The organism is Thiomonas sp. X19 (genome assembly GCF_900089495.1).
GTDB lineage: Bacteria > Pseudomonadota > Gammaproteobacteria > Burkholderiales > Burkholderiaceae_C > Thiomonas_A.
In genome coordinates, this window is record NZ_LT605203.1 from 3,900,756 (window position 1) to 3,914,765 (window position 14,010).

17 protein-coding genes are annotated in these 14,010 nt (G+C 62.9%); 9 read left to right on the forward strand and 8 right to left on the reverse strand.

Translation table 11 applies throughout. The features are described 5' to 3' along the window. Window positions 1-973: 973 nt before the first annotated feature. Window positions 974-1,120 (reverse strand): hypothetical protein, encoded by a 147-nt coding sequence (locus THIX_RS23620; protein ID WP_233224635.1) that lies wholly within the window; start codon window positions 1,118-1,120, stop codon window positions 974-976. Between the two features lie 93 nt (window positions 1,121-1,213). On the opposite strand from THIX_RS23620, the gene THIX_RS18990 reads away from it, so the two are divergent. From THIX_RS18990 to THIX_RS19005, 4 genes are all read left to right on the forward strand, one after another. Further along, window positions 1,214-1,594, forward strand: coding sequence for a homoserine dehydrogenase (locus tag THIX_RS18990; protein ID WP_112487440.1), 381 nt, complete (start codon window positions 1,214-1,216; stop codon window positions 1,592-1,594). Window positions 1,595-1,825: 231 nt separating this feature from the next. After that, a complete protein-coding gene (locus THIX_RS18995) occupies window positions 1,826-2,515 on the forward strand; it encodes a YafY family protein (protein ID WP_112487441.1) in 690 nt (229 codons plus the stop codon). 125 nt (window positions 2,516-2,640) lie between these two features. Beyond that, window positions 2,641-3,012, forward strand: coding sequence for a VOC family protein (locus tag THIX_RS19000; protein ID WP_112487442.1), 372 nt, complete (start codon window positions 2,641-2,643; stop codon window positions 3,010-3,012). Beyond that, the gene (locus THIX_RS19005) at window positions 3,009-3,437 is read left to right on the forward strand and encodes an EVE domain-containing protein (protein ID WP_112487443.1); all 429 of its coding nucleotides are present in this window, start codon (window positions 3,009-3,011) and stop codon (window positions 3,435-3,437) included. Before THIX_RS19000 ends, THIX_RS19005 begins: the two co-directional genes overlap by 4 nt. A 6-nt stretch (window positions 3,438-3,443) precedes the next feature. Here THIX_RS19005 and THIX_RS19010 read toward each other — a convergent pair whose 3' ends face one another. Further along, window positions 3,444-4,346: a LysR family transcriptional regulator gene (locus tag THIX_RS19010; protein ID WP_112487444.1), complete on the reverse strand. Its 903-nt coding sequence runs from the start codon at window positions 4,344-4,346 to the stop codon at window positions 3,444-3,446. Window positions 4,347-4,419: 73 nt separating this feature from the next. On the opposite strand from THIX_RS19010, the gene THIX_RS19015 reads away from it, so the two are divergent. The 5 genes from THIX_RS19015 (at window position 4,420) to THIX_RS19035 (ending at window position 9,631) form a co-directional block, all read left to right on the forward strand. Further along, entirely contained in the window at window positions 4,420-5,433 is a 1,014-nt protein-coding gene (locus THIX_RS19015; RefSeq protein WP_112487445.1) for an NAD-dependent epimerase/dehydratase family protein, read from the forward strand. A gap of 558 nt (window positions 5,434-5,991) precedes the next feature. Then, window positions 5,992-8,253 carry an FAD-dependent oxidoreductase gene (locus THIX_RS19020; protein ID WP_112487446.1) on the forward strand — a complete coding sequence of 754 codons (2,262 nt, stop codon included), beginning with the start codon at window positions 5,992-5,994 and terminating at the stop codon, window positions 8,251-8,253. A 21-nt stretch (window positions 8,254-8,274) separates the two neighbouring features. Then, window positions 8,275-8,775: a MarR family winged helix-turn-helix transcriptional regulator gene (locus THIX_RS19025; RefSeq protein ID WP_112487447.1), complete on the forward strand. Its 501-nt coding sequence runs from the start codon at window positions 8,275-8,277 to the stop codon at window positions 8,773-8,775. A 154-nt stretch (window positions 8,776-8,929) separates the two neighbouring features. Next, the gene (locus tag THIX_RS24405) at window positions 8,930-9,136 is read left to right on the forward strand and encodes a DUF2867 domain-containing protein (RefSeq protein ID WP_371413018.1); all 207 of its coding nucleotides are present in this window, start codon (window positions 8,930-8,932) and stop codon (window positions 9,134-9,136) included. 9 nt (window positions 9,137-9,145) lie between these two features. Continuing rightward, complete coding sequence (locus THIX_RS19035) at window positions 9,146-9,631, forward strand: GNAT family N-acetyltransferase (RefSeq protein WP_112487449.1); 486 nt, start codon at window positions 9,146-9,148, stop codon at window positions 9,629-9,631. A gap of 108 nt (window positions 9,632-9,739) precedes the next feature. Here THIX_RS19035 and THIX_RS19040 read toward each other — a convergent pair whose 3' ends face one another. The 6 genes from THIX_RS19040 to THIX_RS19060 all read right to left on the reverse strand — a co-directional run bounded on the left by THIX_RS19040 (window position 9,740) and on the right by THIX_RS19060 (window position 14,006). Then, window positions 9,740-10,759, reverse strand: a complete 1,020-nt coding sequence (locus tag THIX_RS19040) for a sulfurtransferase (RefSeq protein ID WP_112487450.1) — start codon at window positions 10,757-10,759, stop codon at window positions 9,740-9,742. An 82-nt stretch (window positions 10,760-10,841) separates the two neighbouring features. After that, complete coding sequence (locus THIX_RS19045) at window positions 10,842-11,000, reverse strand: substrate-binding domain-containing protein (RefSeq protein ID WP_233224636.1); 159 nt, start codon at window positions 10,998-11,000, stop codon at window positions 10,842-10,844. A 275-nt stretch (window positions 11,001-11,275) separates the two neighbouring features. After that, window positions 11,276-11,704: a molybdopterin-binding protein gene (locus THIX_RS19050; protein WP_112487451.1), complete on the reverse strand. Its 429-nt coding sequence runs from the start codon at window positions 11,702-11,704 to the stop codon at window positions 11,276-11,278. A 17-nt stretch (window positions 11,705-11,721) separates the two neighbouring features. Further along, window positions 11,722-12,192: a hypothetical protein gene (locus THIX_RS19055; RefSeq protein WP_158540964.1), complete on the reverse strand. Its 471-nt coding sequence runs from the start codon at window positions 12,190-12,192 to the stop codon at window positions 11,722-11,724. Window positions 12,193-13,014: 822 nt separating this feature from the next. After that, window positions 13,015-13,143, reverse strand: a complete 129-nt coding sequence (locus THIX_RS24655; protein WP_256359991.1) for a hypothetical protein — start codon at window positions 13,141-13,143, stop codon at window positions 13,015-13,017. A gap of 101 nt (window positions 13,144-13,244) precedes the next feature. Beyond that, the gene (locus THIX_RS19060; protein ID WP_112487453.1) at window positions 13,245-14,006 is read right to left on the reverse strand and encodes a Crp/Fnr family transcriptional regulator; all 762 of its coding nucleotides are present in this window, start codon (window positions 14,004-14,006) and stop codon (window positions 13,245-13,247) included. Window positions 14,007-14,010: the final 4 nt, after the last annotated feature.

Genomic DNA, 14,010 nt, shown 5'->3' on the forward strand with positions numbered 1-14,010 from the left:
GCAAGACTGGAGGGGGGCCTCCGGCGGCCTGGCAGGGGCCTTCCAATCAAAGGTCCAAGCCACAACCCAACCCTCTTTACACTGACCCTTTCAACTTCGATCAACCCGACTTCAAAGAACCCAACTCAACCTGGCTTCAGGCTCATTCCTGAATTAGAAAATACTCCGCCACACCCCTCGAGTGAGCGGAACGGTTCTGTTTGTGGGGCGTGATGGCTATGCCGTCGCACGCTGGGGCGCGAAGGCATCCGCAAGAAAGCTCCAGACTGAACCCTGCGTGGAAGGGTGGCGCCGCGTGGCACCCAACGTCGTGAAAACTCGATAAGCTCACCACGAGCGCCTCCCAGCCCGGNGGGGGAGGGGGGGGGGGGGGGGGGGGGGCAACATCATCATGGGTCAAAGTCAAGCCCTCCGGGGATATTTTTTATCTTGGCCTTGGGCCAATCACGCGTTCAGTCACGGCCGCCGCACCATGTTTTGGGCACCTTCGATCCAAGCACCGACATACCACCAATGAAGCCTCTGATCTCTCCGAGAAAGGGCGCGATCCCTGCAACTGCCGCGGGACAATCTGACGCACCCAGGCGCATTCTCATTCTGTATGCATCCATGCATAAGTTTTGATTTTGTTCGAACCAAGGCTTCATGTCCAGCCATTCAACCAACAAAATCGTGAAACTGTGAAAAATCTCACAGAATGGCCCGGGAACATCGATTAAGCACATGGCCCAGCATCCCACTGAATCGCGTTCTCGGTTCTCATGCTTGATGGATGGCGATCACCTCGGCAGGACGTCCTGGAGTCGGGTCTCACCGCACCGATCACCCTTGCGCGATCAGGGGATCATGCTGGCGCCCAAGGACTCACGCCGATGGAACACATGAGGTCGCGCGTTTCTGGGCCATGGCCTGGATCGACTTGACCATGACTCGGGCTTTGGGATCGGTGACGGCGCGTTGCACCAGTTCCATCTCAATTTTCAGATACTTCACCGGCAGATTGAGCAGATACAGAAAGGACGGTGTATTCGCTCGCATAGGCTTGCAGCAAGGCCAGGGCGTTGCGCTGAACCGCCGCCCACAGGTAGTAGCCCGATACGCCGAGGATGGCCCAAGTCATTGCGCCCATGGAAGCTTGCCCGTATCCTGCTGGGAGCATGCGGCACGGCGCCGAATTGGCGCGTAGGTCATGCATAAACGGGAGACAACAACGATGCACAAGGAACGCGTAGCCCTCGTGGGCCTGGGACGGGTGGGTTCGATTTTTTTGGATGTGCTGCTCAAGCAGCAAGACCAGGCGGTGGACATCGTGGCGGTGGCGGAAGCCAACCCGGACACCCCTGGATGCAGGACGGCTCGCAGCCTGAGGATTCCAGTGCTGACGGTGGCGGAATTGCTGCAGCGCAACGGTGATCTGGACATCGTCTTCGATCTCACAGGCGTGGCAGCCGTGCGCCGGCAATTACGCGAAGGGCTGGCTGCCGCGCACAACGACCATACGGTCATCGCCCCGGAGAGTGTGGCACGCCTGATCTGGGCCCTCGTGGTGCCAGGTGTGGAACTCCCCGATGTGCATGCCCATGAGGGCTATTGAGCGCCCCCAGCAGTCCGCCAGCGGACTGCCTCCGAGGGGGCAAGAAAACTCGGGAGCGGCCCTTCGTTTCCTTGAGAGCGTCCAAAGATTGATGTTGTTTGGTCGCAACTTGAACGAGCCTCACCCGATTCACAGCCCTGTAAAAAAAGCCACGGTGGGGAGTCCTCGTTACAGGTAAAGCCATGGGAACCTCCTGATCCCGCACAGACCGCTTTGTGGTGGAGAACGGATTTGTCCCGCGCTGAACGCCTGCTCGCCCTGATGCAAAGCCTGCGCCGCCAGCGGCAGCCGGCCAGCGGGATGGTGCTGGCCGCCGAACTCGGCATCAGCCTGCGCACGCTCTACCGGGACATCGCGTCCCTGCGCGCCCAGGGCGCCCACATCGATGGCGAGCCGGGCGTCGGCTACGTCCTGCGGCCCGGCTTCCTGCTGCCCCCGCTGATGTTCTCCGCGGAGGAGATCGAGGCCCTGGTCCTGGGCTCGCGCTGGGTTGCCGACCGCGCCGATTCCAGCCTCGGCGATGCCGCGCGCAATGCCCTGGCCAAGATCGGTGCCGTCCTGCCCGCAGACCTGCGCCATGAACTGGACAGCTCGGCACTGCTGGTCGGCCCCGGCACCCCCATGGCGATGGGTGATGCGGAATTGCGCCGGATTCGCCAAGCCATCCGCATGGAACGCAAACTCGATATTCACTACCGCGACCTCCAAGACAACTTGTCGGCACGCATCATCTGGCCCTTCGCGCTCGGCTTCTTCGAGCAGACGCGTGTCGTCGCGGCCTGGTGCGAGTCGCGTCAGGCATTCCGGCACTTCCGCACCGACCGGATCGTCAGCCTGCAGGTCTGCGACGCCCGCTACCCGCGCCGGCGCCAGGCGCTGATGAAGGAGTGGCGTCAGATCGAAGGCATTCCCGCGCAGTAAGACTGCTGCCAGAAACTGGCAGGGGTGGTTTCTAGGATGGTGGACAAGTGATTCATGCCCTCCGCACTCAACGCAGAAGGCTTGGTCGCCACTCCTCATCCTTGACCCCACTGCGGAGCCACACCATGCCCAGCCCCAACTTCTGCATTCTCTATGTCGACAGCCCAGCGGTCAGCGCCGCCTTCTATACCGACCTGCTCGGCCTGACACCTGTCCAGGCTTCGCCGACCTTCGTCCTGTTTGCGCTTGATTCCGGCGTCATGCTGGGCCTGTGGTCGAAACACGCGGTCGAGCCTGCCGCAACGGCGCTGGGTGGCGGTACCGAACTCGCCTTCGCGGTGGGCGACGCCGAGGCCGTCGCCGCCATGCATGCCGACTGGTCCCGGCGCGGACTGACCATCCTGCAGACGCCGGTGCGCATGGATTTTGGTGAGACGTTCGTGGCGCAGGACCCGGACGGTCATCGGCTGCGGGTGTTTGCACCGAACGCAGCGTGAGCCGCAACTGGATCGCCGTCGCCTCGGCGGATCATGTGCGCCGGGGCCGCGCCGAAGGCTTCATGCAGGTCTGCCATGGCAAGGCGGCGCCCTTGCGCCGGATCCAGCCGGGCGACCCGGTCGTGTACTACTCGCCCACCGCGCAGTTTCAGACGAAGACCAAGTTGCAGGCCTTCACCGCCATCGGCATCGTCAAGCCAGGCGCGCCCTACCAGGCGGACATGGGCCATGGGTTCTGTCCCTTCCGGCGGGACGTGCATTGGCTGCAAGCCCGCGAAGCCCCGATCCAGCCCCTGCTCGATCGCCTCGCATGGACCTCGGGCCAGCGCAACTGGGGCTACACGTTGCGCTTTGGGTTGTTCGAGGTGTCCGAGCAGGACCTGCAGATCATCGTTCAAGCGATGGGTGCTGTTTGGCCGGCATGAACCCGGTCATGCATTGGATCGTGCCACCTCGCGCGGAATCGCCTCGGCCAGGAAGTCATAGACGCGCCGCACCACCCGGCTGGCACGCACCTCGCGGTGCACGGCCAGCCAGCAGGGCATGGGCGCAATCCGCAACTCCGGCAGCACGGCTTGCACACCCGGCCAGTTGCGCAGGGTGTAGGCCGCGACGAAGCCGATGCCTGCCCCCGCCGCCACGAGCTGGCCGTAGGCGACCTGATCGTCGGTGCGCAGGGCGAAGTCCTCGCGCGTGATCGCCAGCCCCAGGCGCGCAAACCCCCGCAGGATGGTGTCGTCGCGGTCGTAGCCCACCAGGCGATGCCGCAGCAGCTCTTCCGGCTTGTTGGGCGTCCCGGCACGCGCCAGGTAAGACGCATGGGCGGCGGCGGTCAGCGCGATGTCGGCCAGCCTGCGCGCGATCAGCGCGCCTTGTTGCGGCCGCACCATGCGCACGGCAATGTCCGCCTCGCGCTCGAGCAAGTTCGACAGCTGGTTCGAGACGACCAGTTCCACGGCAATGCCCGGCTCGGCGTCGCGCAGCGCGGCCAGCACCGGCGGCAGCAACCAACTCGCCGCCACCTGGCTGCTGCTGAGGCGCACCGTCCCGGCCGTGGCTTGGCGCTGGGCCTCCAGGGAGCGCGACAAGGCATCGGCGCCCAGCTTCATCTGCCGCGCGGCATCGGCCATCGCCAGCGCTGCGGCCGTGGGCGTCAAGCCACGCCCGGTGCGCTCGAACAGCGGCACGCCGAGCTGCGCTTCGAGTTCCGCCATGTGGCGGCTGAGGGTGGGCTGCTGCGCTCCCAGCCTGCGTGCCGCCCCCATCAGGCTGCCGGCGTCGATGACCGCCAGGAAACTGCGGATGAGTGCCCAGTCGAAGGATGGTTGTCCCATGCGAAAGTGTAGAGCTCGATTGCGGATGGGCACAGTTTTCAGATGAAGCCGGACTGCCTAGACTGACCTTTCCATGAACAAACCCAGAGGTGTGGCGATTCCCCAGTCCGAGAAGACCGTGTTGATCCTGGGCGCCAACGGGCGTTTCGGGCAGGCTGCGGTGGCGGCGTTCGCCGCTGCAGGATGGACGGTGCTGGCGCAGGCGCGGCATGGATCTGCCGATCCGCTGCCTGCAGGCGTGATGGCCCTATCCACTCCGCTGGATGCAAGCCGGGACTTGGCCGCCCAGGCCAAGGGAGCGGCCGTGGTGGTCTACGCCGTCAATCCACCGTATACCGCCTGGCGCGAACAGGCCTTGCCGCTGCTGCGGCTGGGCATGGATCTGGCGCAGCGCCTGGACGCCCTGTTGATGCTGCCGGGCAATGTCTACAACTACGGCGCGGGCATGCCGCCGGTCCTTGACGAACGCACGCCCGAGCGACCGACCACGGTCAAGGGGCGCATGCGTTGCGCCATGGAAGCCGAACTCGCCGCTCGCGCCCCCCGGGGGCTGCGCAGTGTGGTGATCCGCGCCGGCGATTTCTTCGGTTGCGGTCGTGGTTCCTGGTTCGACCTGATCATCGCCAAGTCGCTGGCACGCGGCAGGCTGGTCTATCCAGGGCCGGTGGATGTTCCGCATGCCTGGGCCTATCTGCCGGATCTGGCGCGGGCTTTCGTGGCGGTGGCGGAGCGCGGCGATGCTCAGGGATTTGCACGGCTGCAGTTCGCCGGGTACACGCCCACCGGTGCCGAGTTGCTTGGTGGTCTCGAAGCCGCGGCCCTGGACCTCGGCATCCGCCCCGTCCATGGCTTCAAGCGAGGTTCCATGCCATGGGGTGTCATTCGCCTCGGGGGCCTGGTGGTGCCGATGTGGCGGGAGGTGGCGGAGATGGCTTATCTGTGGCGGGTGCCGCATGCGCTGGATGGCCGGGCGCTGGGTCAGCTTGTTGGTCCTGTGCAGGAAACCCCCCTCCCGGATGCCTTACGACAGGCCCTGATCGATCTCGGTCTTGCCCAAGGCGACAAGGTCGGCGCCACGATTGTCTGACCAAGGTTGCCGCGAGATCCGCCCCTGTGCAAGTGGGTGTTGCCGTGATGCCCTTCAGCCCATCAACCTGCCTCACCCACAACGACAACGGCAGGCGCCAGCGGCAGCTCGATCCCGCGCTCGCGGAAGACGTCACGCCAGACCGATCTATTTCAACGCGGCCAAATCGCGCAAGCCCTTGACCTCGTCGGACGGCGCCGGTGAAAGGCTCGCCGATAACGTTGCACCTCTGGCCGTCGTAGCGCGCGTGCGACCCTTGGCGCTTTGTGCAGTGTTCTTGAAAACGTTGGCTTGAGCAACGTCAAAGTTTGGCGTCTTTGTCGCTGGCGATCGATTATTGATCCCCGTCAGGAGCGGCAACACCGCGAATCCGGCAGTCCGTACCGCCATCTGGCTTGGATCGGAGGAACTTGGGCGAGGCCCGCCTCGTGTGGAATCGTCAAGCGGGCACCGGCCCGAACACTCCATACACCGCCCTCAAGCCGACGGCTCGCACATTTGACGATAAAAGGTTAAGTTATTACACTGTTTAATAATTAACCTATCCGCGAGGACCTCATGGAATCGAGTTGGGATGCAATCGTCATCGGCTCGGGCATCGGCGGTTTGACTGCTGCCGGCCTTCTGGCAAGAGTCGCCAAGATGAAGGTTCTGGTGCTGGAAAAGCATACAGAGCGTGGTGGATTGACGCATACCTTTCGTCGCGACGGCGCATCCTGGGATGTCGGCCTGCATTACGTCGGACATTTGCAGAATGGCACCTTCGAGCGCAAGCTGTTCGATTTCCTGTCGGGCGGTGCGCTTAGCTGGAACCGTATGCCTGAGGAGTTCGAGCGCTTCGTCTATCCGGGGATCAATTTTCCCGTGCCCTCGGATCCGTTGCGTTACGAGGACCGGCTCGTCGAGCGATTTCCCGGTGAAGCCGGAGCGATCCGAGGCTACTTCCGCGACATGCGCTCAGTTGCTCGCTGGTCCATCCTTGGCATCCAGGAACAACTGATGCCAGGTCTCCTGGCGTTCCTGCTGGCGCAGTACCGCCGCTTTGGCGCAGCCAAGGCCACGCAGACGACAGGGGACTATTTGGAGCGCCATTTCCGTTCGCCAGAACTCAAAGCGTTGCTCGTTTCGCAGTGGGGCGACTATGGCTTGCCGCCACGTGAAAGCGCCTTCGCCATGCATGCCCTCGTGGTCGGCAGCTACCTGCAGGGAGGATGGTTTCCCGAAGGCGGCAGCGGGCGAATCGCGCGCACATTCGAACAGGGCATCGAAGCAAGCGCAGGCTCGATCAGGGTAGGCCAGGAAGTCACCGCGATCCTCACCCGCGACGGGCGTGCTGTTGGCGTGAAGGTCATTGATCGGCGGGGAGTTGAAGCGGCGGAAGTCACCTATCTTGCGCCCGTCGTCATCTCCAACGTCGGCGCACAAAACACTTACCAGCGACTGCTTCCCACCAATGGCGAAATCGGCCGACGAACCGAGAAGGCGCGCGCGTTCATCGACTCGCTGGCCGGAGGCACGTCAGCCGTGACGCTCTACGTTCGCCTGAAGGCGCCGATTTCTACCCTTGGCATTCAGGGCGAAAACTACTGGATCAATGCCACACTCGACCACGACGACGTGCTGGCGCAGACCACAATGACTCTGGCAGGTGATCCTCGCCATATCTATCTGTCGTTTCCGTCGGCCAAGTCGGGAGATGGCCGCTTCCACACCGCCGAGATCATCGCGCTGCTGCGCCCCGATGCTTTCGACGCGTGGCGCAGCACCATCAAAGGAATTCGCGGACGCGACTACGCCGAGCTCAAGGAATGCATCACGCAAGGCCTCCTGCGCCTGGCCGACAGCGCAGTGCCGGGGTTCTCTGCGCTCGTGCAATACTGCGAACTGTCCACACCGCTGACCGTCGAGCACTACACATCGCATCCGGCAGGCCGTTTCTACGGCCTGCCGGGAACACCAGCGAGATACCAATCTGCACCCCTTGCCGTGCGCGCACCGATCGCCGGCCTGTACTTGAGCGGCTCCGACGTGGGCAGTCTCGGTATCGTTGGCGCCATGATGGGCGGCGTGGCGGCGGCGAGCAAAGTACTCGGCTCTGCCGGATTCCTGCACATCATGGCCAGCGTCAGCCGAGCTAAGGCGCTTGCGCCGGATGCGGCGCGTGTCCCGGAAAAGAAGCGCGCTCAGCTCGTGGCGAAGATGGCGCTGACGCCTTCGATCTGGCGCCTGGAGTTCGAACTCGATGCGCAAATTCGTTTCGTGCCCGGGCAGTACGCCAGGTTGCGCGTCGCCCGATTCGAATGGCGCGACTATTCGATAGTTGCAGCCTCCGGCAACCGGCTCACTCTTCTGGTCAGCAACCGCACGCACGGCGACGGCTCGAACTTCGCAGACGCAGTGCAACCGTGTGAGGCGACCGAAATCGAGTTGCCGTTGGGCAGCTACCATCTGCTGCGCAATGCACACCACAAGGTGTTCGTTGCCACTGGAACCGGGCTGGCGCCCTTCCTGCCGATGTTCGAACAACTCGCGCATGCCGGCGAATTGAGTGCAGCCGAGCTCTATTTTGGCTGTCGCAGCATGGCGGAGGACATCACCAAAGCATTCGCCCGCTTGCCGCAGCGGACCGTCACCTGCGTCAGCCGAGCGCAGGCAACGGCAGGCGAATTTCAGGGGCGCGTGACGCAGGCCCTTGCGGGCCTGGAATTCATCTCCGCGACGACGGATTTCTATGTTTGCGGCTCAGCAGCCATGGTCGCCGAGTGCAGGACGATTTTGGAACGCGCCGGAGCATCCCAGATCCTGGCTGAATCTTATTGAGAGATTGACGCAAGACACGCAATGAAAAACTCATGGTTCACGCAGACCGAAGTCTTCTTGCTGCACGAGATCGTCGCCCGGCTCGACCGTCTCGCGCGCCAACGTGTGCTCGACGCCAAGGGCATCAGCTACGCGGAGTTTCTCGTCGCGATGGCTGTGCGCGAAAAGGCGCAACCGACTCACAGAGAAGTCGGCGAGCTGCTTGACATGAGCAAGTCCTTGGTGAGCCAGCGGGTCACTGCGTTGCTGGCCAAGGGATTTGTTCTCCAGCGTCGTGATGAGCATAATCGCAGACAGGTGAGGCTTGAGTTGACGGCGACCGGGCAGGAGTCGCTGGAACAGATCTATCAAGAGATGGCCAACAATGCCTCGAAGGTTTTCAACGTTTTGGGTCCCGCGCGCTCCCATTTCCTGCAGGCGCTGCGCCACCTGCAGGATGCGTTAATCACCGAGGATGCGCTAGTTCGTGAGGCGCACGGCGACGCTGGCAATCTAACCAATGTGGATTCGCACATCCATTGAAACCGAAACAGACACCAGGCACACTCAACCATCCGGGCCATCCCGGCTCCGACCGGCACGCAAATCAGTCGCTCTCTGGCTGGGGCGGATTTCAAGGACTGCTACGCGTTGCCGATCGCGCCAAGCACATCGTCGGCGCTGGCGATAGGTCATCCTGGACGACGCGGACCAGCATCTGGACGTCAAGGTTTCGTTTTGCAAGGTCGCTGAAGCCGGCCGCAACGCGTTGGCGGTCTCTACCGTGGTGCATCTTCACAACCTGCTGGGACGCGTCTACATGCTGCTCGTCGCGCCGATCCACCGCCGCATCGTTCCCGCCACGCTGGCGCGGCTGGAGACTGGGCAATCCGCGGCGCCCTGAGAACTTGCCATGGATGGCATCGTCATTCGGCCGATGATCGAACATGCAGGGGCGGTGCCGCGCATCGCCGCGTGGTTCTTCGAGGAGTGGAGGCTGATCTATGGCGATGAGACCCAAGCCTCGGTGCAGCGCCGTATCGAAAGCTGGCTCACGCAGCGGCAGATCCCAACCGCTCTCGTTGCACTTTCCGAGAACCAGGTCGTCGGGACCGTGGCCTTGAAAGAGCGGGAATTGCCGCAGTTTCCGGAATCGCCGTGGTTAGCTGGCCTATACGTCGTGCCGGAGTTTCGTCGCCACGGGATCGGCGCGCTGCTGGTGCGGGCGGCAGAACGCGAAGCCGCCTCGCTCGGGGTTGAGCGGCTCCACCTCTATACCCCAGGTTCGCAGCAGTTCTATGCACGCCTGGGTTGGTCGGTGCTGGGGCATCGCCCGCTTCCCGGCGGCATGGTTGCCGTGATGTGCAAACAGGTCGGGGTGCGCAATGTCCGGCATTGAGACCGGATCTTGCTCCTGCGCCGCCCCCGGTTCGAGGTGAATCAGCGGCCCAGGAGCGTCATCATTGTCATTCGATGGCACCGGGAGCCGTCGTCTTGGATTGCCGACTCATCCTGCCTCCTGGCCTGGCAGGCCCAGCATTGGATAGCCCAAATGGGACCACTCGTTGATCGAGCCTGGGTACACACGGACTTGCTGGTCGCCCACCAGTCGGGTCAGGATGAACCAGGTGCTCGCGGCGTATTGGCCCGTGTTGCAGTAGGCAATCATCGGACCGCGTTCGGACAGACCCACCAAGGGCAGGAGGGCCCGGTACTGGGCCGCACGCAGAAACCGGGCTGATCCGTCCTTGGCGGTTCGATACAACACCGAAGGTGGCAAGGAGCGCGCTCCTGGGATGCGTCCAGCTTCGGTCGCCACGATACTTTGCTCGACCCCCACAAATTGGGCCATGGGTCTGGCATCGACGAGGATGGGACGCCCCGGATGTTTGCTCGCCGCCAGCACTTGCTGCGTGGTGGCCACCAGTTTCATGTCGGCAGGCTTGGCGACCCAATGTCCGGATGTCATCGGCGCAATGGCGTCCGTATCCACCGGATAGCCGGCGGCGATCCATGCATGCGTCCCGCCGTTGAGAATGGCGACCTCATCGGCCGGCATGCCGAAGACTTGCAGCGCGTAAGCCAGGTAGGCCGCTTCCTGGAGTGATGAAGCGTCGTCTCCCGTTGGAACAAGGACCACGGGCTTGTCAGCTTCGAACTGAGAGGCCTGCATCACGGCCTGAAAATCCGACGAGGTCGGCAGCAGAAAATCGACCTTGTGACCGTCGATGTCGCGCTTGTCCCGAATCGCCCAGAAATTGACAGACAAGGCGCCTGGCACATAGCCACCGACCTTGCTCAAGACTTTTTTGCCGCCTTCGGTGTTGAATGTGGGGTCGCTGGTCAAGCTGTTGATGTCGTCGCGGATATCGACGATCTGGACAGCCTTGGCGTGATCGTGCAGCCACTGCACGGAGACCAAGGGCCCCGGAAGCCCGGCTGCGTACGCAGCCGGGCAGCATGCGGCCGAGAGCACCCATCCGAGGCATGGGGCGACCGAGCGCAGCAGGGGGTTCAAAAAGGCCATGGTGTCAGTCTCCATTGAAGAAAGTTGAGTTACCGAGAGTGGCTGGGCCAAGCCTCTTGGCTACGCATGCTTCATGCGGATTTCACTTCAGAGCGTCGCCCTTGGGTTCGCTGTAGCCGTAGTCCTTGAACAACGTCCGCCCTTCGGCGCTGGTCATGAGCTTGACGAAGGCTTCGCCGGCTCTGGGGTTGGGCGCGTTCTTCAGCACGGCGGCGTAGAACACCAGCGGCTGGGTGGGCAACCAGGGAAAGAGGCGGAAAGGCGCGTCGCTGCATCAGAAATTCCTCGGTTCAGGATGGTTTGTGGTGACATCGCGATGGGACGCGAGTGATGGTCGGACAGGCGAATTCAAAAGGCACTCGAAATATTCGTAGGATTATATCGTATTGGCACTTGTCAAATCGGCCGCCGGATGATGCGCGGGGTACCCCGGTGTGCGTTCGTGCAATCTCGCGGCGGATCAAGGATCCACAAAAAAGCGGCCCCGAAGGGCCGCGCAAGCGAGGATCGTGACGGTCAGTCGTCCACCCCGAGGATGATGTGTGAAGCCTTGATCAAGGCGCATACGTGCAGGCCATGCTGGAGACCCAGGTGACGGGTGCTCGCGGGCGTGATCATGACGACCAACTCGCCGCCACCACTCAGCTCGATGGAAATTTCATCATTGACGACCCCGGGGACAATGCGGCTGACTTGGCCGCAGAGCCGATTGCGGGCCGATGTTTTCGTACAGTCTTGTGGGGTGCACAGAATGGGCCAGGACGCCTTGATCATCGCCCACGCGAGTGTGTTGGGCTCCAGGCCGAGACGGCGCATGCTGTCCAAGGTGATGATCGCGACAAGCCGCTCTCCTCCGGGCAGTCGCAGGACCACCTCGGCATTGACGGCGCCGGGCGTGACGACCTCGATCGTGCCGTGCAGCACGTTGCGTGCGCTGGTTCGCATGTTGACCTCCGTTGGAATCAGGGTGATGGCTTGATCTCGAATCGATACGCCGCGTGGCAGGCTACGCAGTTGGATGTGACGTCTGCCAGGGCCTGGAATGCAGGGCCGACCTGGCCCGTCGCTGCGGTGTTTTGCAGTTGCACGACGAACAGCTCCGATTGGCGGTGAAAAGCCATGCCGATCTGCTGCATCCCGGCAGGCATGGCGCGATGCATGAGCCGCATCTGCCGGGAGCCCATGACACTCAGGCCCAGGTGCATCTGGGCAATACGGGCCGCCTCAAGCCATTGGCGCTGGCCCATCTTGCGTTCGATCGCTGCCATGGCCCGCAGGTGATCGCGCATCAGTGCGAGTTCATGCAGGTAGGCAGTCTTCGGCAAAGGCACCACCAGCCGAGTGTCCACATTGCTGGCAAAGGCCATGCCGCATGGCAGTAGAGATAGCAGGATGAAGAAGATGGGGCTGCGGCAAACGTACGGCATAAGCATCAAACTCACTCGTGATGTTTGGCTGAATATAGCGCACACGTCATTCTGGAGCAAGCAAGGCCCTCCGAATTCCGCCTCTTTGCACGCGAAACGCCGACATCCACACCTGGCTTTGCAGGCTTGAGGTGGGTTCAGAGAACGACCGTTTTTGAGCGCCCCCAGGTCGGCCCGCCGACCCGCCCCCCCCGAGGGGGTCAAGGAAACTTGGGGCGGCCCTGCGTTTCCTTGAGAGAACAAACCAATCGAGAACGCTCCCGACCAGAAATCAACGAGACAGCGTTCGCGGTTCTCTTGGTCGATGGATGGCGCTCGTCTGGTGCAATGGCGGGTAAGTTTCGAGAAATGCGGTCAAGCACCTGAGCCGGTTCTCGTTCCAACTCCGCGTTCATCCTGTCGGAAGGATCAGTGCGACCCTCAGCGACCGACTCTGCGCGACCCTGAGCCGACGTACGCTTCGTGGGACCTACCGCCAAGAAGCAGACATTCGCCTCATCGCTTGGCGCCCTGTGACCAAGCTCTGCAAGGCCAGACTACACAAACACCTCCAGGTCGGCACCATCGATCACCTGAGAGGGTGTGAACAAATCCGCCATGCCCGCTCATCCCGCCCAAACGGCCCCACTCGGCGTTGCCAATGCGCGCCGTGCCGTCACCTTGATTGGAACCGTTTGGGCGCCCTGCTCGGCCACGCCGGATTCATTCACACCCTCTGAGGGCAACTCGACGACAATAGGAAGCTCTTCCAGATGGGCAAGGCTGCGGGCGGCGACGATGGCATCTTCGCCGCCGAAGGCTGAAGCGGACGCCCGTCGGCCAGATTCGTTACCGCTTCTTCGGTCGAAGCGGGTTGGGGATCATCGGCGCCAAACTCGCGGGCAGTCCGGGTGGGTTGGGGACGTGCACCTTCTTCGGTTTCTTGGCTTCCTTGTTGCCGTGCTTGCCCTTGGTCATGGTGCGTACTCCAGATTTGATTGAACGGAGATTGTGCGCGCTGCGGCCCAACGACTTCTGTGCGTCACCGCACGCAAGCCGCTGCCGGCCTCGCGACGCGGTCAGACCAGGCCAGCGCTTGGGCGCTCGAACGCCGTGTCGTCCTGACGGAGCCGGGTTTCGGTCAGCAAACGGTGCAACTCATGCTTCACCACGCCGTAGCACTCACACGCACAGGTCTGCAGCCCGATCGGATCAATAACCGTGATGTGGCCTCGGCGGTACCGGATATAGCCGCCTTCCTGCAGCCCTCCAGCAGCCTGCGTGACGCTTTCGCGGCGCATGCCCAACATACTGGCCACCAGCTCCTGCGTCATCACCAACTCTCCCGCTGGCGAACGATCGGCGGTTGACAGCAACCAGCGACTGAGCTGCTGCTCGATCGAATGATGGCGGTAGCAGACGGCCGCCTGGGTGATCTGCGTGATCAGCGCCTGGGTGTAGCGCAGCAGCAGGCGCCGCATCTGCCCCGGCCCCTCGAAGGCCCGCATCAGCGCGCTGCGGGGCAGCCGATAGCCATGCCCCGACGTCAGCACCACGGCGGAACTTGGCGTGGTGTCACCTCCCATGAAGAGCGCCATGCCGACCATGCCTTCGCGGCCGACTCCTGTGGTTTCCGCGGCGGCTCCCGTGACCGTTGCGGAATACAGCGAGATCACCGCCGTGGTCGGAAAGTAGGCATGCGGCAACAGCGTCCCAGGCTCATAAAGCACCTCGCCCAGCATCATCGGAACCAGTTCCAGGGCATCGTTCAGCCGCTCGAACTCCGCCGTGGGCAGGGCGGCGATCAGATGGTTTTGGTTGGGCGTGTGGAGTCTGGGCATCGGA

Coding starts and splice junctions, on each gene's coding strand:
- THIX_RS23620 (WP_233224635.1), bottom strand. CDS start 1,120: ATGACTTGGGCCATCCTCGGCGTATCGGGCTACTACCTGTGGGCGGCG.
- THIX_RS18990 (WP_112487440.1), top strand. CDS start 1,214: ATGCACAAGGAACGCGTAGCCCTCGTGGGCCTGGGACGGGTGGGTTCG.
- THIX_RS19000 (WP_112487442.1), top strand. CDS start 2,641: ATGCCCAGCCCCAACTTCTGCATTCTCTATGTCGACAGCCCAGCGGTC.
- THIX_RS19010 (WP_112487444.1), bottom strand. CDS start 4,346: ATGGGACAACCATCCTTCGACTGGGCACTCATCCGCAGTTTCCTGGCG.
- THIX_RS19015 (WP_112487445.1), top strand. CDS start 4,420: ATGAACAAACCCAGAGGTGTGGCGATTCCCCAGTCCGAGAAGACCGTG.
- THIX_RS19020 (WP_112487446.1), top strand. CDS start 5,992: ATGGAATCGAGTTGGGATGCAATCGTCATCGGCTCGGGCATCGGCGGT.
- THIX_RS19025 (WP_112487447.1), top strand. CDS start 8,275: ATGAAAAACTCATGGTTCACGCAGACCGAAGTCTTCTTGCTGCACGAG.
- THIX_RS19035 (WP_112487449.1), top strand. CDS start 9,146: ATGGATGGCATCGTCATTCGGCCGATGATCGAACATGCAGGGGCGGTG.
- THIX_RS19040 (WP_112487450.1), bottom strand. CDS start 10,759: ATGGCCTTTTTGAACCCCCTGCTGCGCTCGGTCGCCCCATGCCTCGGA.
- THIX_RS19050 (WP_112487451.1), bottom strand. CDS start 11,704: ATGCGAACCAGCGCACGCAACGTGCTGCACGGCACGATCGAGGTCGTC.
- THIX_RS19055 (WP_158540964.1), bottom strand. CDS start 12,192: ATGCTTATGCCGTACGTTTGCCGCAGCCCCATCTTCTTCATCCTGCTA.
- THIX_RS24655 (WP_256359991.1), bottom strand. CDS start 13,143: ATGACCAAGGGCAAGCACGGCAACAAGGAAGCCAAGAAACCGAAGAAG.
- THIX_RS19060 (WP_112487453.1), bottom strand. CDS start 14,006: ATGCCCAGACTCCACACGCCCAACCAAAACCATCTGATCGCCGCCCTG.